General features: G+C 48.3%; 16 protein-coding genes. 6 read left to right on the top strand and 10 right to left on the bottom strand.

Annotated features, from left to right (window positions below):
* Positions 1–15: 15 nt before the first annotated feature.
* Positions 16–2,052: a methionine--tRNA ligase gene (gene metG, locus CWC22_RS11880; RefSeq protein WP_138536349.1), complete on the bottom strand. Its 2,037-nt coding sequence runs from the start codon at positions 2,050–2,052 to the stop codon at positions 16–18.
* 241 nt (positions 2,053–2,293) lie between these two features.
* Here metG and CWC22_RS11875 point away from each other — a divergent pair, with 241 nt between their 5' ends.
* From CWC22_RS11875 to CWC22_RS11865, 3 genes are all read left to right on the top strand, one after another.
* Positions 2,294–3,376, top strand: a complete 1,083-nt coding sequence (locus CWC22_RS11875) for an Mrp/NBP35 family ATP-binding protein (RefSeq protein WP_138536351.1) — start codon at positions 2,294–2,296, stop codon at positions 3,374–3,376.
* 3 nt (positions 3,377–3,379) lie between these two features.
* Complete coding sequence (gene dcd, locus CWC22_RS11870; RefSeq protein ID WP_138536353.1) at positions 3,380–3,967, top strand: dCTP deaminase; 588 nt, start codon at positions 3,380–3,382, stop codon at positions 3,965–3,967.
* A gap of 293 nt (positions 3,968–4,260) precedes the next feature.
* Entirely contained in the window at positions 4,261–6,771 is a 2,511-nt protein-coding gene (locus CWC22_RS11865) for a putative bifunctional diguanylate cyclase/phosphodiesterase (RefSeq protein ID WP_138536355.1), read from the top strand.
* Here CWC22_RS11865 and CWC22_RS11860 read toward each other — a convergent pair.
* On the bottom strand, positions 6,722–7,525 hold the full coding sequence (locus CWC22_RS11860; RefSeq protein WP_138536357.1) for a CLCA_X family protein: 804 nt from the start codon (positions 7,523–7,525) through the stop codon (positions 6,722–6,724). The genes CWC22_RS11865 and CWC22_RS11860 overlap by 50 nt on opposite strands.
* Entirely contained in the window at positions 7,515–8,123 is a 609-nt protein-coding gene (locus CWC22_RS11855; protein ID WP_138536359.1) for a tRNA-uridine aminocarboxypropyltransferase, read from the bottom strand. Before CWC22_RS11855 ends, CWC22_RS11860 begins: the two co-directional genes overlap by 11 nt.
* A 129-nt stretch (positions 8,124–8,252) precedes the next feature.
* Here CWC22_RS11855 and CWC22_RS11850 point away from each other — a divergent pair, with 129 nt between their 5' ends.
* Positions 8,253–8,597 (top strand): Hpt domain-containing protein, encoded by a 345-nt coding sequence (locus tag CWC22_RS11850; protein ID WP_010381640.1) that lies wholly within the window; start codon positions 8,253–8,255, stop codon positions 8,595–8,597.
* 206 nt (positions 8,598–8,803) lie between these two features.
* Positions 8,804–10,021 (top strand): pyridoxal phosphate-dependent aminotransferase, encoded by a 1,218-nt coding sequence (locus tag CWC22_RS11845; protein ID WP_125563975.1) that lies wholly within the window; start codon positions 8,804–8,806, stop codon positions 10,019–10,021.
* 19 nt (positions 10,022–10,040) lie between these two features.
* Here CWC22_RS11845 and CWC22_RS11840 read toward each other — a convergent pair whose 3' ends face one another.
* The 7 genes from CWC22_RS11840 to CWC22_RS11810 form a co-directional block, all read right to left on the bottom strand.
* Positions 10,041–10,721, bottom strand: a complete 681-nt coding sequence (locus CWC22_RS11840; protein WP_138536361.1) for a M15 family metallopeptidase — start codon at positions 10,719–10,721, stop codon at positions 10,041–10,043.
* Positions 10,718–11,857, bottom strand: a complete 1,140-nt coding sequence (gene dapE, locus CWC22_RS11835; RefSeq protein ID WP_138536363.1) for a succinyl-diaminopimelate desuccinylase — start codon at positions 11,855–11,857, stop codon at positions 10,718–10,720. Before dapE ends, CWC22_RS11840 begins: the two co-directional genes overlap by 4 nt.
* Positions 11,854–12,204, bottom strand: a complete 351-nt coding sequence (locus CWC22_RS11830) for an ArsC family reductase (RefSeq protein WP_138536365.1) — start codon at positions 12,202–12,204, stop codon at positions 11,854–11,856. Before CWC22_RS11830 ends, dapE begins: the two co-directional genes overlap by 4 nt.
* Positions 12,201–12,707 (bottom strand): PTS glucose transporter subunit IIA, encoded by a 507-nt coding sequence (locus tag CWC22_RS11825; RefSeq protein WP_138536367.1) that lies wholly within the window; start codon positions 12,705–12,707, stop codon positions 12,201–12,203. Before CWC22_RS11825 ends, CWC22_RS11830 begins: the two co-directional genes overlap by 4 nt.
* Positions 12,707–13,087, bottom strand: a complete 381-nt coding sequence (locus tag CWC22_RS11820) for an ACT domain-containing protein (RefSeq protein WP_010381627.1) — start codon at positions 13,085–13,087, stop codon at positions 12,707–12,709. Before CWC22_RS11820 ends, CWC22_RS11825 begins: the two co-directional genes overlap by 1 nt.
* Before the next feature lie 146 nt (positions 13,088–13,233).
* On the bottom strand, positions 13,234–15,381 hold the full coding sequence (pta, locus tag CWC22_RS11815) for a phosphate acetyltransferase (protein WP_125563985.1): 2,148 nt from the start codon (positions 15,379–15,381) through the stop codon (positions 13,234–13,236).
* A 6-nt stretch (positions 15,382–15,387) separates the two neighbouring features.
* Positions 15,388–16,584 (bottom strand): acetate kinase, encoded by a 1,197-nt coding sequence (locus CWC22_RS11810; protein ID WP_138536369.1) that lies wholly within the window; start codon positions 16,582–16,584, stop codon positions 15,388–15,390.
* Between the two features lie 326 nt (positions 16,585–16,910).
* On the opposite strand from CWC22_RS11810, the gene yfbV reads away from it, so the two are divergent.
* Complete coding sequence (gene yfbV / locus CWC22_RS11805; RefSeq protein ID WP_125563988.1) at positions 16,911–17,354, top strand: terminus macrodomain insulation protein YfbV; 444 nt, start codon at positions 16,911–16,913, stop codon at positions 17,352–17,354.
* Positions 17,355–17,371: the final 17 nt, after the last annotated feature.

Here is a 17,371-nt window from a genome sequence, read left to right as displayed (position 1 = left end):
TAATAGCAGCGCTGATCACATCACGCGCATGCCCGGTTGTGAGCCCTCATCCGGGTTAAGAATATAGATTTCTTTGCCACCAGGACCTGCTGCCAGAACCATGCCTTCAGACATGCCAAAGCGCATCTTGCGGGGCTTCAGGTTGGCAACCATGACGGTGAGTTTGCCGATCAGATCTTCGGGTGCATAGGCAGACTTAATACCTGCAAACACCTGGCGGGTTTCGCCACCTAAGTCCAGTGTCAGTTTCAGCAGTTTGTCTGCGCCTTCTACGTGCTCTGCGTTGGCAATTTTAGCGACGCGCAAATCAACTTTGGCAAAATCATTGAACTCGATTTCGTCCGCGATTGGCTCTTTGGCCAGTGGGCTATCCGCCGCAGGCTGAGCGCTCTGACCACCGACTTTTTTCTCCAGGCTTTCTTTAGAAGCATCAACCATAGCATTCACCTTCTCCAGTTCAACACGTTGCATTAGGGCTTTAAACTTGTTGATTTCATGATCAACCAGTGGTTTGTCCAGGCTTTCCCAAGACAGTTGCGTATTCAGGAATGCTTCAACATTTTTTGCCATACCAGGCAGAATAGGCTTGAGGTAAGTCAGCAATGCCCGGAACAGGTTCAGACCCAGTGAACATACCTGGTGCGCACGCTCCAGAGTATCTTCATTTTTGGCCAGTACCCAGGGTGCTTCAGCGTCGATGAACTGGTTCGCCTTGTCGGCAAGGGTCATGATCTCACGAACTGCACGACTGTATTCGCGGTTCTCATAGTGGCCGGCAATGCTGTCTTTGGCTGCGACAAAGCTGTTTAGTAATGCTTCGTCCATGACTGTGCTGCTGAGCTTACCGTCAAATTTCTTGGTGATAAAGCCTGCGCAGCGGCTGGCGATGTTTACGACCTTGCCAACCAGGTCTGAATTGACGCGCTGTGCAAAATCTTCCAGGTTTAAATCAAGATCAGTTACACCACTATTTAGTTTAGCGGCATAGTAATAACGCAGGTACTCTGGGTCCAGATGTTCTAAGTAGGTACGTGCTTTGACGAAAGTACCTTTTGACTTAGACATTTTCGCGCCGTTTACGGTGACAAAGCCATGAGCAAAAACGTTGTTCGGCTTTCTGAAGTTTGCCCCGTCCAGCATCGCTGGCCAGAACAGGCTGTGGAAATAGATGATGTCTTTACCAATGAAGTGATAAAGCTCTGCATCTGAGCCCTCCGCCCAGAACTCATCAAAGTTCAGGCCCTGCTTGTCACACAGGTTTTTGAAGCTGGCCATGTAGCCGATTGGCGCATCCAGCCAGACATAAAAGTACTTGCCGGGGGCTCCAGGGATTTCAAAACCAAAGTAAGGTGCATCACGGCTGATATCCCACTGTTGCAGGCCATCTGCAAACCACTCGTCCAGCTTATTGGCCATTTCAGCTTGCAAGCTGCCTGAACGTAGCCAGGTTTTCAGCATGTCTTCAAATGCTGGCAAATCAAAGAAAAAGTGCTCTGAATCTTTCAAAATTGGCGTTGCACCAGACATCGCTGATTTAGGCTCAATCAACTCGGTTGGGCTGTATGTTGCGCCGCAGGCATCACAGCTATCGCCATTTTGGTCTTCTGCTTTACAGTTTGGACAGGTTCCCGTGACAAAGCGATCAGGCAGGAAAATGCTTTTCTCTGGGTCAAACAACTGTGAAATAGTGCGCTTTTTGATATGACCTTTGTCGTTAAGGCGCGTATAAATTAATTCACTCAGCTCGCGGTTTTCATCACTGTGCGTGCTGTGGTAGTTGTCAAATTCAATGTTGAAGTCGGCGAAATCACGTTGCCTTTCGATACTGACTTGCTGAACCATCTCTTCAGGTGTAATGCCTTGCTTTTGTGCATTCAGCATAATTGGGGTGCCGTGTGCATCATCGGCACAGACATAATAGGTTTCATGGCCTTGTTGTTTCTGGAAACGCGCCCAGATATCAGTTTGAATATATTCCAACAGGTGACCCAGGTGAGTCGGTCCATTGGCGTACGGCAATGCACTTGTTATGAGAATTTTTCTCTTTGTCATAGTTATTCCACGAATATAGAGCGGCTCAGTTTGACTCTGCAGATCTGGCGACTGGCATCACGCTCGGTGCTTATCTGGGCAGAGAACAAAAACTTCGGACCGGTCAGTGCGTCAATTATTGATAAAAGACTGACCAGAACGGCTGGGAAAATCCCGGCAGACGCGAATTTGACTGGTTTTAATGAGGTGAATGTTACATAATTCCAGCGCCCATTTCATCACCTCAAGGCGTTTTATTTGTATGTTTGGTATTGAAAAACTATTTACCAGGAAGGACCCAATCAAAGAACAGATCAAAACTCACCTGCAGCACTACCGCAGTGCAATATTTCCAATGGGAATTGATACGCAGTGGATAACAGAGATCACCCCAGACAAATCGCAGGATGGGCTCTGGCAAGTATCACTGATGTTACCTTTCGCGGCGTCAGGACAGGGCGCTGTTTTGTCCTCACATCTGAGCGATTCTCTCAGTACAGATATTCAGGTTACCTGTCAAAGTAAGGTTGCGGGCACAGCTCAATTTAAGCAAATCAAACATATTGTTTTGGTGGCATCAGGTAAAGGGGGAGTGGGCAAGTCGACCACTGCCGTTAATTTGGCTGCCGGGCTTGCGTCCCAGGGCGCACAAGTTGGTGTTCTGGATGCGGATATTTACGGTCCGTCGATCCCCTCATTACTGGGACTGACTGGTCAACAACCCGAGGCAATTGATGAAAAGACTTTAAAACCGTTTGAAAAGGACGGTATTCGGGCGATGTCCATTGGCTTTTTGGTACCGGAGGACGACGCAACGGTATGGCGCGGGCCCATGGCTTCACAAGCATTAACGCAACTACTGAATGAAACAGCCTGGGGTGAGCTGGATTATTTGATAGTGGACATGCCTCCGGGGACGGGAGATATTCAGTTGACCATGACGCAAAAAGTGCCTGCCAGCGGGGCAATTGTGGTCACTACGCCGCAGGACCTGGCTCTGGCCGATGCACAAAAAGGCGTCGCAATGTTCAATAAAGTTAACCTGCCCATTATTGGTCTGATCGAGAATATGAGTTATTTTTCGTGTCAGCATTGCGGTGGTAAAAATGCGATTTTTGGTAGTGAAGGGGGCGCCAAACTGGCCGCACGTCATGGTGTTCCTTTGCTGGCTGAAATTCCGCTTGATACTGGGATCCGGGAAAACTCTGAACAAGGTGCGAACATCACAGCTCAGTCGCTGGCGATAAAAGATCACTACATTTATTGCGCGCAGCTGATCAGCAGCATGTTGTATTTACAATCACAATCGACTCAAGGGGTCGAAATTCTAATAACGGATGACTAACTAATGAGACTCTCTGACAGAGACATAAAAGAAGCTATAAAGAAACAACACATTCAAATCCAGCCATCGCCGGCAGATGAGATGATCTCAGGGGTTACCGTTGACCTGCGCCTGGGCAACAAGTTTCGAGTGTTTCAGGACCATGCTGCGCCTTACGTTGATCTGAGCGGACCAAAAGAGCAGATTAATGCTGCAATGGAATCCATCATGAGTGATGAAATTGTGCTCGAAGATGGTCAGGCATTTTTCCTGCACCCTGGTGAGCTGGCGTTGGCAATGACCTATGAATCCGTGACTTTACCGGCAGATTTAGTTGGCTGGCTGGATGGGCGCTCCTCGCTAGCTCGGCTTGGCTTGATGGTACATGTAACGGCACATCGCATTGATCCGGGTTGGTCGGGAAATATCGTGCTGGAGTTTTATAATTCGGGAAAGTTACCATTGGCACTGAGGCCTAAGATGAAGATAGGCGCACTGAGTTTTGAAACCCTGAGCAGCCCTGCTGAAGCACCTTACAACATGCGAAAAGATGCGAAATACAAAGGGCAGAACAGTGCAATCGCAAGTCGGATCAGTGATGATAATCGCTGATAGCGTGAGCGCAGATTAAATCTACCAGCGAGTAAGTAGCGCACCTCCAAACGCCACTTACCGCTGTCTTACTTGCCCCTTCTTATGCCAGCAGCAGTGAGAATATTTTAACTTGATACTGGCAATTCAAACTTCAGGTTCCATACTTAACATTACCGCTACATCGCGATGTGCAAAATTGAATACGCGCACAGTGGTGTTGGTACTTATCTGAAGTCAGCGAAACAAGCCTCTGCTGCAACTGGTTCGCTGATCGGCTGAGCTATATATACCACTTGCTCAAGGAGGTTGGGATGTGGTCAGGCGTGATACGCGTGATAGCAGTATTGTTGATTGTAACGACAGGCCTGATTTTAGAGAGCCATGCTCAGCCCAGTGATCTATTCGCAGGCAATCAGGCGCCAATTTCGCTCACAACTTATAATGATGCGACAAATCAACTGACTCTGGCGGAGATCCGTCAAATGACGGCGCAAATGTCAGGGTCAAATCAGAATATTAAATTGCAGCGTGGCATTGCAACTTGGGTACGCGTCGAGATTCCGGCCAATACACAAGGTGAGCAAGTGATATATGCTCAGCCAATCCAGGGGGTTCTCAGGTTCTATCTTGAGCGCTCAGGTAAGCTGATCCAGTATACACTGATTGCTCCGGCAAAAGAGCTTGCCTCACCTGCTCAGGCGGTACTGCCGCATATTAAAGTGCCACGAAGTGAGCTGAGCGCGCAGCTTTTTATTCAGGCTCAGGGCACGCACCCCCAGGTATTATCCATTTCTATGGCGTCAGAACCCGACTTTGTGCAGTTATTTAGTCACAGAGTATTCTTGTTTGGTGTTGAGACGGGCAGTATCTATTTTGTTGCTTTTTTTCTTGTCATGATGGCTGTTTCGCAGTTCCGGCCTGGGTTACTGGCTATTGCGGGCTACGTCATACTGATTGCGGTTATCAGTGGCGCTGAGAGCGGAATAAATGTGTTGTTGTTCCCGACAGTAATGAGTGGTGCACTGGTGACATACAATAGTCAGTTCTTCTTACTTTCATTGGCTTGCTTGCTGTGTTTCTTCCATTATTTTACAGCCCAAAAGCGCCTCAATGAGCAGCATAAGTATTATCTATGGCGTTTGCTGTGGGCGCTTTTGCTGGTGGTGTGTATCAGCGCGCCACTACATGCCAGTTACCAGCTGTTGTTTCAGGTGATGGCCGCGTTGGTTGTGACCGCTTATGTGGCCTATATACTGTGTGTGCAGCCACCCCAACATCAACGCGAAGCGCGTTTGCTGGCCCTTGTTTTTACGCCCGCATTGGTGTTACTGGTGATCCTGATGCTGGGTCAGCTGGGTGTGCTTGCCAGTTCACGCTACTACCTGCTCAATCATGCTTTACTGACGGGGCATGTGTTATTGCTGGCTTATTTCGTCTATTGGCATGAAAGGCAGAAAAAGCTGCTGTTACTCCAGTATGCAAACCATGATAAAGAAACCGGGTTACCTAATCGACATATGCTACAAAAAGCCCTTGATGGTTTGCAAAGCACGCATCAGCATCACACATTGGTGATGTTTCGACCAAAGGTACTGAGCGTGATCAGACTGAATATGGGCTGGGATTATGCTGCGATTCAGCTCAAGTCTTTATTGAAAAAAGTACAAGTGCAGTTGGATACCTATGGCCGGGTGACAATCGCCGCTGAGCCGAACAGCAAAACGCAGATCTATCGGCTGGATGACACCCTTTTTGCTATTGTCTTGCGTGGCAAGTTAGAGCTAAGCCAGGTTGAGCAATATGCATGCTTGCTGGCTTCAATTTTTGAAGAAGGGATCAATTTTAAAGGAGAGTTACTTGTTGATCAGCTTGAAATAGGCGTAGCCAGTAACCCAGTTCATGCACAATCCACCGAAGCATTAATGCAACGTGCTTTACAGGCGATATCGGCACGGCCGCTGGGCACGCAAAAATGGCAGTTGTTCGATCATAATGACTCTTTGTATTTGGAGCGGCGGGTTAAGGTGGCGTCTTCGCTGAAATATGCGGTTTCGCAAAATCAGTTTACCTTGTATTTCCAGCCTCAGGTTAAGTTGCAGCAAGGGGAGGTATTTGGCGCAGAGGTGTTGTTGCGCTGGCATCATCCCGAGTTAGGTGTTATTCCGCCGGATGAATTTATTCCTATTGCTGAAGCCTTTGGCATGATCCCTGAAATTACCGACTGGGTGGTTGAGCAGGCATTATCTTTACAAGCCGAGCTGTGTAGCATTTATTCGCAACATGTTTTGTCACTCAACGTCTCGGGCAAAGACATTGGCCGAAAAGATTTGGCGGTACAATTGATAACCCTAATCAGTCAGTTAAATTTGGCACCATCTCAGCTTATGCTGGAAATCACAGAGTCCGTAACTCTTGCTAATGAAGTCGACCTGAATGAGATCATTGATGGTTTTAAGCGCCTTGGTGTCAAAATGGCCATAGACGATTTCGGCACTGGGTATTCTTCACTGGCTTACCTGAGCCAGCTTGGAGTTGATGAGATAAAGATAGATAAGAGTTTTGTAATGAATATTGCCAGCTCAGCGACCAATCAGACGATTTGCAAGGCGACCTGTGATATGGCACACAATTTAGGTTCTATGGTAGTTGCTGAAGGCGTTGAAAGCGTGCATTGCTACCAAATGTTGAAAGCGTTTGGCTGTGATATTGGCCAGGGGTTTTATATTTCCAGACCACTTCCGTTTGAAGAATATAAGGCGTGGTTAACACAATTCATTGCGCTTGACGATATAACGCAGCACCTAGCATCTGAAAATAGTTAGTTGTGGTTGCGAGCGTTGCTGCCGCGATGCCGGGGTCGGGAAAGCCGCCCTGGAGTTGTAATGTGGAGTCGAGTACGTCGTCCACTAAAAAAGCATTATGGATCTGGGGGTGATTCGCGACGACCCATTCAAATGCGCGTGCGGTTAGCTCCTGTGGTCTCGCATAATACTGGCCACCACGTGCTTTATCCAGCAACACCGCATGTTTAAAATAATCACTCGGCTCGTTTGCGCTACTGCTCAGAAATAACAAGCGAAATAATGCATCGAGCTGCTGATTAAGCGGGTGTGACAGTATAGGCGGCTGCACCAGCCAAAGTGCGGATGCAAAGTCGTGCGCGCGCGCCTCATGGAACATGTGTTTGGCAATGTAGTGGTCAAAAGCATGCCACCATTCGTGCGCGAGTGCACCGCCTCCTGCGTTCTTAGCCAGTGCCAGGGTACGCTTGTTGCTGTCATAATGGGCCTGCACACCGGCCTGTCCACCGCTACCGAAGGCCAGATTCAATGTACCTCGCAAACCAATCGCAACAGGGGGCAGTGACAAGATCTGAGTAAGATCAGCCAGCGCATCGTAGAGCAGGTTAGCTGCTATATACTGCTCTTCCTTACTCACCCAGGCGCCTAAGGTAATGGTTTTAAAACCGAAAGTGGTTTTGATTTCATCAAAACTGGCTTGATCGCCAAAGCGGTAATCCGGACCATTACGGAAAAACTGGCGTTTTAATCGGTTAGTCGACCTATTATTCGTCACTCAGATACCTAAGCTTTACGTGATCTGGCATGTGCCTGGTCTGTTGCTCAATCATACCAGCCAGTGCCTGATAGAAAGGGGCTGGTGAGATCTGTTCATAAAGATGTAAAAAATGGGCGGTCGCTTCTAGGGTCGAGAGGCTGAATGCCTGCTCAGCTTTACGAATATGATACTGATTTTCAGGCAAGTTCGCGAACGACACATGTGACAGGCTCATCAACCAGGGATTAAGCATGAGCATTTTGTGTACCTTCTTCCAGGTACCGTCTAGCACGACCAATGTTTCTATGTTTGGCTGCTCTTGCTGAACTCTCGTTTCATCGAGCGTCATTGCGTTTTCAGAGGGATAAAGCAGGGCACAGACTTGCGATTTCAGTCGGCTACGGATATCGCTAAAGTCGGCTTCAGATTCCCCTTGAACGACCTCGATATTACTGAGTTGCAGTGACAGTAATCGAACGGTGTTTTTGGCTACTTTGACCTCACTGGGGTGTTGTAATATCACTATCTTACAGCGATTGTGAATGAGGCTGCCCAGGAATGGGCAAACGCATGTCCGTAATGGAAAGTGGCAGTGGTCGCAAAAGGCTCGTTTCATCGCATTATTTTACTGTTTTTTCTGTTACAGATCATATCATAGTTTGCAGTTTAGGACCCTCTTAGCTAGCATTAACAATATAGAGAGGCTTTTGCTGGGTTTGTTAGCCTGATAATGAAAAGGACTAATATGAATGTAATAATTGATGAAGCTTGCCTGGATACGATGCAGTCCCTGTTAGGTGAGCAATTTTCAGACACCTTAGTATTTTGCATCAGTGAATTTGAACGACTGGAACGTGAAGTCCGTGAGTCGTTACCTGGAGATCTGGAGGCAGCGACACGCAATGCGCACAGCCTAAAATCGAATGCGGCACAGTTTGGTGCAATGAGTTTGTCTGACAGTGCCCGTGAGATTGAGCTGTTTCTGCTTGAGGGAGATGTCAATTCTGCCAAAGAGTCGTTAGGCAACTTATCTCAACAGGTAGCTGGCTCTACTGTAAAATTGCAGCAATGGTTGATGGCCAATGCATAGAATGATGTGCTTCGCTCGCGTACGAGCGTTGCTCCAATAGGCAGCTCACTACTCATGATGAGCTGTTTTTTTCGTTACTAGCAGCTTATTCTTTTTTTGTAAAATCACTCTACTTTCCCTTAAACCTTGTTTTTATCTTCATCAAGAAATCTCCTTTTCTTCCTGTCATTGGGGCGCTATTCTAGGAGGCTGAATGGGGAGAAATAATGATAAAAATTACTAAAAGCAGCAAACTCAATGGGGTGTGCTACGACATTCGTGGTCCTGTGTTATCGCAGGCAAAGAAAATGGAAGACGAGGGCACTAAGGTTCTCAAGCTGAATATCGGCAATCCGGCTGCCTTTGGCTTTGATATGCCTGAGGATATGCACCGTGATATCATTCGTAATTTGTCAGACGCTCAGGGTTACTGTGATTCTAAAGGGCTTTATTCTGCGAGAGTGGCCGTTTATCAGCATTATCAGCAAAAAAATCTGCCAAATATCAGCGTAGATAATATTTTTATTGGTAATGGCGTCAGTGAACTTATTCAGATGGTCACTCAGGCACTACTAAATGATGGCGATGAGGTACTGATCCCGGCCCCTGATTATCCGTTATGGACCGCTTCTGTTAAGTTGTCAGGGGGGAAGCCGGTACACTATTTGTGTGACGAAGCGGCTGACTGGTTTCCGGATTTGGCTGATATACGGGCCAAAATTACCCCCAATACACGTGCGCTGGTACTGATCAATCCGAATAATCCAACCGGCGCTGTGTATAGCAAAGCTTTGCTGGAGGGACTCATTGATATTGCCAGAGAGCATAACCTGTTGCTGCTCAGCGATGAAATCTATGAAAAGATCCTTTACGATGGTGCCCAGCATTGGTCAATTGCTTCATTGTGCGATGATCTACCCGTGATCACCTTTAATGGTCTTGCTAAGACGTATCGGGCAGCAGGTTTACGTATGGGCTGGATGGTGCTGAGTGGCAAAGTCTCCGCCATGAAAGACCTCATCGATGGCTTGAATATGCTGGCATCCATGCGTTTATGTGCCAATGTGCCGGCGCAATTTGCAATTCAGCAGGCATTGGGCGGGGTACAGTCGATAGATGCATTGATCCAACCTGGTGGGCGGTTATATGAGCAACGCCAGATTGCGTGGCAAGGGCTGAATGATATGCAGGGAGTATCTTGTGTCAAACCCATGGGCGCGTTGTACGCATTCGCTAAAATTGACACGCAACATTTCAATGTGAAAAATGATGAGCGAATGATGCTCGATTTGTTGCGTGAAGAGAAAATTCTGCTGGTGCATGGAAGAGCGTTCAACTGGCCCCAGCCGGACCATTTCCGTTTGGTGTTTTTACCGCATATGGATGAGCTGGAGCCAGCGATGGAGCGAATGCAGCGGTTTTTTGAACACTATCGTCAGCAATAACGAATTCTGTATTGCTGATTTAGTCACATATGTTGTCAACGTACTGGTCGTACAGCGTTGGCAGCATAGCCAAAATTGTTTCCTTCGCCGCAACGTCATGAGTACTGATAACAGTTGTCAATGTTTCCAACGATAACGCCGTCATCATTTCTGTCGCACAACTACGGTGACTGATATGCCAGGGCTCAGCTGCAACGCCGCCCTGGTAACGCTGATAGGGTCGAAAGAACCCAAATTCTGCCAAATGTTCGCTCAGCCAGGCATTAAATTCACCAAAAGGCCCATCACGCTCATACTCCCAGGGTTCGAGTTGAAGCTGCTGTCCGTCAGACAGACAGTTGCGCGCGTAAACGTCCAGATCGGTGCCAAAGTGATGTCGGCTTGCCCCTGGCAGCGCCGAGTAGAGCATGATTGCGTGAACACGTGCTTGTGGCGATAGCAAAGACAGGTCAACTGGTTCATTTTGATTGTTCAATACCGGGCGTATGCCTTTAATCTTGTTGTTCCAGATCAGGCACTGACGATGAAAGTCGCGATGTGCTGAGGCGATACTGAAAGTAAATCCAGCGCGCTCGGCAGCTTCGCTAAGCGCGCTGAGATCACGTTGTACGGCACTGTGCACATACACATTATTGAACTCAACCAAATGGCTGGTGGAGAGGCCAGATGCCTGTGAGGCAAGCGTGCTGAGTTGGCTCATGTAAATAGCTTTTCCAGAATTAACTCATAGATTTCCGCAAGCTGCTCGAGCGATTCCGTACTCACACATTCATTGACCTGATGGATAGTGGCATTCACTGGGCCCAGTTCAATCACTTTACAACCAGTTTGCGCGATGAAGCGACCGTCCGATGTTCCGCCAGTGGTTTCCGGGTTCGAATCAATCCCGGTGACTGTTTTGATGGCGTCCAGGGTTACACTCAGTAAGGGTCCTGGCTCTGTCAAAAAGGGCAGACCGTTGAGTGTCCAGTGAAGCTCATAGTCAAGGCTATGTTTGTCGAGTATCTCGGTCACACGTGCCTTGAGTTGCTCTGCGGTGACTTCGGTACTAAAACGAAAATTAAACTGCACATCCAGGCTGCCAGGAATGACATTACCGGCTCCGGTGCCGCCGTGGATATTCGAGATCTGAAAACTGGTAGCCGGGAAAAAAGCATTGCCCTGATCCCATTGCGCTGTGCTGAGCTCAGTCAGTGCGGGTGTACTCAGGTGGATTGGATTCTTGGCTAAGTGAGGGTAGGCAACATGGCCTTGTACTCCTTTAATGGTTAGGTGTCCCGTGAGCGAGCCACGACGGCCGTTTTTAACCACATCACCAAGTTGGTCCCTGGACGACGGTTCGCCAACCAAACACATGTCTATTTTTTCATTTCTTGCTTCAAGCAGATCCACTACCTTGGTGGTGCCATTGACAAAGGGGCCCTCCTCGTCAGAGGTTATTAAAAAGCTGATCGACCCTTTGTGGTCTGGAAAACGCGTGACAAAACGTTCAGTCGCCACCACCATAGCAGCCAGTGAGCCTTTCATATCGGCAGCACCACGGCCATGCAGCATACCGTCGTGGATTTCACCTGAAAAAGGCGGGTATTGCCAGTCACGTTCGTTGCCAACGGGCACCACGTCGGTGTGGCCTGCAAAGCAAAAGTGTGGCCCCTCATCTCCTTTGCGTGCCCAGGTATTGAGCGTATCAACGAAGAAGTGCTCTTCGACATTAAACCCCAGCGCACTCAGGCGAGCATTAATCATTGCCTGACACCCGGCATCCTCAGGGGTGACTGAAGGGCGCTGGATAAGTGCCCTGGCCAGTGCGACTACGTCACTGTGTGTCTCACTCATTGCGAGAAAATTTCCTGATATTGCGGCGCTTTAAAGCCCAGGTGATATTGGCCTGCGTGCAGCAGAATAGGGCGCTTTATCATGGCGGGGGCGGCTAACATATGTGTTTGTGCACTGTCAGCGTCCAGGTTTTGTTTGTCTTCATCGCTGAGTCCACGATAGGTAGTACCACGTTTGTTCAGTACGTTTTCCCAGCCCAGTGCCGCAACAAATTCAGCTAGCATTTGCGCGTCGAGCCCGTCTTTGCGGTAGTCGTGAAAGGTGTAATTGATGTCGTTTTGTTCAAGGAATTTCTTTGCTTTTTTAATCGTATCGCAGTTGCTGATACCGTACATAATGGTGGTCATAAATTACATGCTCTGGATAATGTGATAAGCGGATCTTTACCCGCAGTGACTTGATTTAAAGGATAATAACATGGTCCCAGTTTGTCTGCATTGAGCAATAACAGGGTGCCCAGCACATCAACATCGCTCGGTACATCGAAGTAGCACAAGATATCTCCCATTGCGACGTGTTTTTTGCCATAGCTGTGCTGGATGAGATGTTCTGTTCTGCGGTACTCTGCCGGGATCAGAAGGTGCAATAGCAGGAGCAATCCCGATTTTGTTCTCAGGACAAACTCACAGCCATGTTGACTGATTTTTTCTACCTTGGCTGGGCAGGGTGCCAGCATCATCGCAGAATTCAATTTTACACAGACTCCGGGGCCCAGCATACCGCTTGAAAATAACGCCTCAGGGTGCTGACTTGCAGGGTGGGCCTTGCCCGTAAAAGGGCTGGCAATATGCATGATTGGGTTAGCAATTTGGGCAATGGGGGCGTAATTAATTTGCTGTGATAAATGCATCAGACAAACAGGTATCCGTCTTTTTTGAGCGCCTTAATAGCGTCAGGAAGTTGGGCTTCTTTAACCAGAATATAGTCAGTGTCGTAGGTGGAAATGGAAAAAATGGAGACATTGGCACTGGCCAAGACGCCAGATATATTGGCCATGATGCCTGTGAGTGAAAAACCAAGTGGGCCAATGACTTCCAGTGCGCGCCAGTGTGGCTCAGTGGCGAAACTATTAAAAACCAGGTCGCTGGGGCAGACAATTGAGAGTTCTTCAGAGGTTTTGGCGATGAAGAAGATCTCAGCTGACATTACTTCGGCGGGCACAGCCTGATCACTATCCAGACTATGGATGGTAAAATTGTGTGGCAATACCTGTAATGTTTGCTTCGACATATCCGAGTCCCGACACCTGTGACTCTGTAATAGTATAGTCAAGCATGGCCAAAAGAAACCTTTTTCCGTTGGCTGCACAGCCTGTCAGGTTATAATTCGGGAAGTAGGCAAACTTCCCGAATTAGGCTACGGGTAAACCGGAGATGTTAGTGGTCGTTTTGTCCCGCCTGAATTGCGGTCAGTGCAATGGTATACACGATATCATCAACCAGTGCACCACGGCTAAGGTCGTTCACGGGCTTACGCATACCTTGTAGCATGGGTCCAATACTGATCAGATCGGCACTCCGCTGAACGGCTTTGTAGGTGGTGTTACCAGTATTGAGGTCCGGGAATACAAACACTGTCGCCTTGCCTGCAACTTTACTGTTCGGCGCTTTCTTACGTGCCACATTTTCCATGATAGCAGCGTCGTACTGTAGCGGTCCGTCAATATCGAGATCCGGGCGTTTTTCCTGCGCAATGCGGGTTGCCTCACGTACCTTGTCTACGTCAGCCCCCTGGCCAGAAGTACCCGTACTATAACTGATCATGGCCACTTTGGGCTCAATGCCAAATGCGGCGGCAGACTCAGCAGATTGAATCGCGATATCAGCCAGTTGCTCTGCGGTTGGATCAGGGTTAATGGCACAGTCACCATAAACGAGGACCTGATCGGGCAGCAGCATAAAGAACACGGAGCTAACCAGGGATGAATCCGGGGCCGTTTTGATGAGCTGAAGTGGCGGGCGGATCGTGTTTGCAGTGGTGTTGACTGCACCTGATACCAGGCCATCAACCTTATCTTCAGCCAGCATCATAGTTCCCAGTACCACATTGTCTTGTAACTGCTCAGCAGCGACCACTTCAGTCAGGCCTTTGTTTTTGCGCAGTTCAACCATAGGTGCAATGTACTTCTCAACTTCTTCCTGCGGGTCTAGAATGGTGACATTGTCGTTGAGCTCAACACCTTGTTGTGCAGCGATACGTTCTATCTCTTCGCGCTCACCCAGTAGTACCGTTTTAGCAATCCCACGCTCGCCACAAATTGCTGCCGCTTTAATTGTACGAGGCTCGTTACCTTCCGGCAGTACTATGGTCTTATTTGCTTTTCGCGCAGAATCGGTCAATAAGAAGCGAAAGGCTGGCGGCGATAATTTTCGTGTTCGGGCTACACCCTGAGCCAACGAATCCAGCCATTCAGCATCAATGTTATCAGCGTTATGCTGCTTTACTTTGTCGATACGCTGTTCATCGTCAGCAGGCACTTCCATGTTGAAATTGTGCAGCAGTAAAGATGTTCGCCAGGTATCGGCTGTGGTCGCCAAGATAGGCAGGCCAGTTGCCATAGCCTGCTCACACAGCTCCATGATTTTGGCTTCTGGTTTGAAACCACCGGTGAGCAAAATGGCACCCAGCTTAGTGCCGTTCATGGCACTCAGACAGCCAGCAACGAGAATGTCAGAACGATCACCCGGCGTAACCAAGAGTGCACCTGGCGTAAAATGGTTCAGGATATTTGACACTGTTCTGGCACAAAAGGTCACGCGTCTTAAACGTCGGTGCGCCATGTCTCCTGCGTTTATCACTTCTGCACCCAGGTAATTACTCAGATCAACGACACGTGGCGCAACAAGATCAAAGTCCCAGGGGATAGCGCCCAGCAACATAAATGGGTGTTTACGGAAGACGGGTAACGAGGCGAGCCTGTTCAGTTCATTTTCAAGCTGCTCGGGCTCATGTTGATCAACCAGATCTGCGCGCGCTCTGCCATCTTCGTCCAACGGTGCGTTTACTTTGTTAAAGATGCAACCCAGTACCCGCGGATGGTCGACGCCACCATAGTTCCCGGCGGCAATCTCCAGACGATCCTCGAGTTGATCATTGCTGTCATTACCCGGGGTGAGCACAAATACGATGTCCGCACCGAGCGTTTGCGCGATTTCCCGATTGACACGACCTGCATAAGGCTGACGGCGGGTAGGGACCATCCCCTCGATGATAGCTACTTCACCCGGGTTGATAGCGCTTTCAAAGCGCTCAACAATTTCTTCCAGTAAATCGTCGCCTTTCCCGTCACCGATCATTTGCTCTGCGTAGCTGAGCTCAAACGGTTTTGGTGGAGAAATCGAAGAGCCTTGTTGTACGATTAAAGTTGATTTTTCAGGGCCGGTGTCTTCTTTTCGTGGTTGTGCAATCGGCTTAAAAAAGTTAACCGCAACGGCTTTTTGTTCCAGTGCACGGACTATCCCAACTGACACTGACGTTAAGCCAACACCGGTGGAAATAGGGATTAACATAATACGACGGCTCATGGCTTATTACTCCTGTGCCAGTTGCGCTGCATCATGGGCAATCACCCACTCTTCATTGGTAGGGATGACTAATGCCTTGGGGCCAGTACCTGTGCGTGTAATTTCGCCCTGTTTGCCAAAGCGAGCATCCAGGTTTGCTGTCGTATCAATGGTCATACCCAAGAACCCGAGTTGCTCGACAACTTTTGCCCGGATCACATCTGAATTCTCGCCAATACCGCCGGTGAACACCACGGCATCTACGCCACCCAGAGGCACGGCAAAACTGGCAATTTGTTTAGCTAAGCGATAACAGAACATCTCCAGTGCCAGCGTTGCTTGTGGGTGTCCGTCCGCTGCCGCTTCTTCAATGGTGCGGCAGTCATTAGACAATTCGCTGATCCCCAACAGGCCACTTTGTTTGTTCAGTAACGTGTCGACTTGCTCAACGCTGTAATTAAGCTGATTAACTAGATAGGAGAAAAGCCCTGGATCGATGTCGCCACTGCGAGTGCCCATGATCAGACCCTCCAGTGGCGTGAGCCCCATGCTGGTATCGACGGATTTTCCGTCTTTTATCGCACACACTGAGCACCCATTACCGAGGTGCGCAGTAATAATACGAGAACTTTTCTGCTCAAGCCCTAATGCTTTGATGGCCTGAGTCGATACAAAGTAGTGGCTGGTACCATGGAAACCATAGCGACGAATACCATGGGTTTTATACAGGTCATAAGGCAAAGCGTACAGGTAGGCACTGGGAGCCATGCTCTGATGGAACGCAGTATCAAAGACGGCAATTTGGGGTAAGTGGCTAAATGCCTGCGTTGCTGCGTCAATACCCAACAGGTTAGCTGGATTATGCAATGGCGCCAGATCCGCTGTTTTAACGATGGCCTGATGTACTGTGTCATCTATCAGTGCGGATTGTGTGAAGTGCTCACCGCCATGTACGACGCGATGACCCACGGCAACCAGTTCTTTGTCCAGACCCAGGGATTTGACCAGCTCGACGAGTTTGTCGATAGCAATTTGATGTGCATCGCCTGCATTGAGTGAGATGATGTGTTTTTCGCCATCGTGTTTATATTTAATTTGTGGGCTGTCTTCGCCAAGGCGTTCAGCGAGGCCAGAAAGGTGTTCCTGAGTGGTTGTTGGGTCTATGATTGCGAACTTGAGGCTGGAGCTGCCACAATTGAGTACCAGAACATGGGTAGATGACATAATGACTATCCGTTTTGACAATAACTGTTATTGCGTATTAAGCTAAATGAAAAGGCGCGTTTAGCTTAATATTAGACTAAGGTATAATTGACGAGTATAAAGTTAATTTTACCCGATTTTTTTGAGAAACGTTAGGCCATCGATATTGGTTTATCGTGTTTTATTGCGAGTTTTATTGATTGTTAAGCAAGTGCTAGTCGATGGCAGGTAAGCAATGGGTTAATGGTGTTGCTTGGTTTCCTGGAATTGACTAAATGTAAGTTGCCCGTTGCGGTTTTAAATCAATATAATGCGCAGAGAGTTTTCCCTCGCACCCGGGAGTTATGATGCAGAAAAGTCTTATTTCACAAGTGCAACTTGGACGTCAGTACGCCAAAGAATGGCCAATGCGCAAGGAATTGACGCTGTTATTTCCCGAATTCAGAGTGATCAAAGCCACTGAGTTTGCCCTTCAGGTTATGCCTGCGCTGGCGATTATTTCGGTCTTTATCCAGACTTCATACTTGGGAATGGCTTATTTACCTCAGGCTATTACGATTGCGTTGTTCTTCTTGTCTTTGCCTGTCCAGGGGTTGCTCTGGTTGGGTAAGCGGGCTGATACACGGTTGAATCCGGCTTTGAATAGTTGGTATAAGGAGCTTTATCACAAAATGGTGGCTAATGGGTATCAGGCCGACGCTGCACGAGATCCTAAGTATCGTGAATTGGCGAAACTGCTAAACGATATGTTTGAGAAAATGGACAAAGCATTTGCAAAAGAAAACCTCTGATATGTCAGAGGTTTTTT

Source organism: Pseudoalteromonas rubra (assembly GCF_005886805.2).
Lineage (GTDB): Bacteria > Pseudomonadota > Gammaproteobacteria > Enterobacterales > Alteromonadaceae > Pseudoalteromonas > Pseudoalteromonas rubra_D.
The sequence above is the reverse complement of the archived record's forward strand: the minus strand, read 5'-3'. Positions and strand labels throughout refer to the sequence as shown.

Coding starts and splice junctions, on each gene's coding strand:
- metG (WP_138536349.1), bottom strand. CDS start 2,052: ATGACAAAGAGAAAAATTCTCATAACAAGTGCATTGCCGTACGCCAAT.
- CWC22_RS11875 (WP_138536351.1), top strand. CDS start 2,294: ATGTTTGGTATTGAAAAACTATTTACCAGGAAGGACCCAATCAAAGAA.
- dcd (WP_138536353.1), top strand. CDS start 3,380: ATGAGACTCTCTGACAGAGACATAAAAGAAGCTATAAAGAAACAACAC.
- CWC22_RS11865 (WP_138536355.1), top strand. CDS start 4,261: ATGTGGTCAGGCGTGATACGCGTGATAGCAGTATTGTTGATTGTAACG.
- CWC22_RS11855 (WP_138536359.1), bottom strand. CDS start 8,123: ATGAAACGAGCCTTTTGCGACCACTGCCACTTTCCATTACGGACATGC.
- CWC22_RS11850 (WP_010381640.1), top strand. CDS start 8,253: ATGAATGTAATAATTGATGAAGCTTGCCTGGATACGATGCAGTCCCTG.
- CWC22_RS11845 (WP_125563975.1), top strand. CDS start 8,804: ATGATAAAAATTACTAAAAGCAGCAAACTCAATGGGGTGTGCTACGAC.
- CWC22_RS11840 (WP_138536361.1), bottom strand. CDS start 10,721: ATGAGCCAACTCAGCACGCTTGCCTCACAGGCATCTGGCCTCTCCACC.
- dapE (WP_138536363.1), bottom strand. CDS start 11,857: ATGAGTGAGACACACAGTGACGTAGTCGCACTGGCCAGGGCACTTATC.
- CWC22_RS11830 (WP_138536365.1), bottom strand. CDS start 12,204: ATGACCACCATTATGTACGGTATCAGCAACTGCGATACGATTAAAAAA.
- CWC22_RS11825 (WP_138536367.1), bottom strand. CDS start 12,707: ATGCATTTATCACAGCAAATTAATTACGCCCCCATTGCCCAAATTGCT.
- CWC22_RS11820 (WP_010381627.1), bottom strand. CDS start 13,087: ATGTCGAAGCAAACATTACAGGTATTGCCACACAATTTTACCATCCAT.
- pta (WP_125563985.1), bottom strand. CDS start 15,381: ATGAGCCGTCGTATTATGTTAATCCCTATTTCCACCGGTGTTGGCTTA.
- CWC22_RS11810 (WP_138536369.1), bottom strand. CDS start 16,584: ATGTCATCTACCCATGTTCTGGTACTCAATTGTGGCAGCTCCAGCCTC.
- yfbV (WP_125563988.1), top strand. CDS start 16,911: ATGCAGAAAAGTCTTATTTCACAAGTGCAACTTGGACGTCAGTACGCC.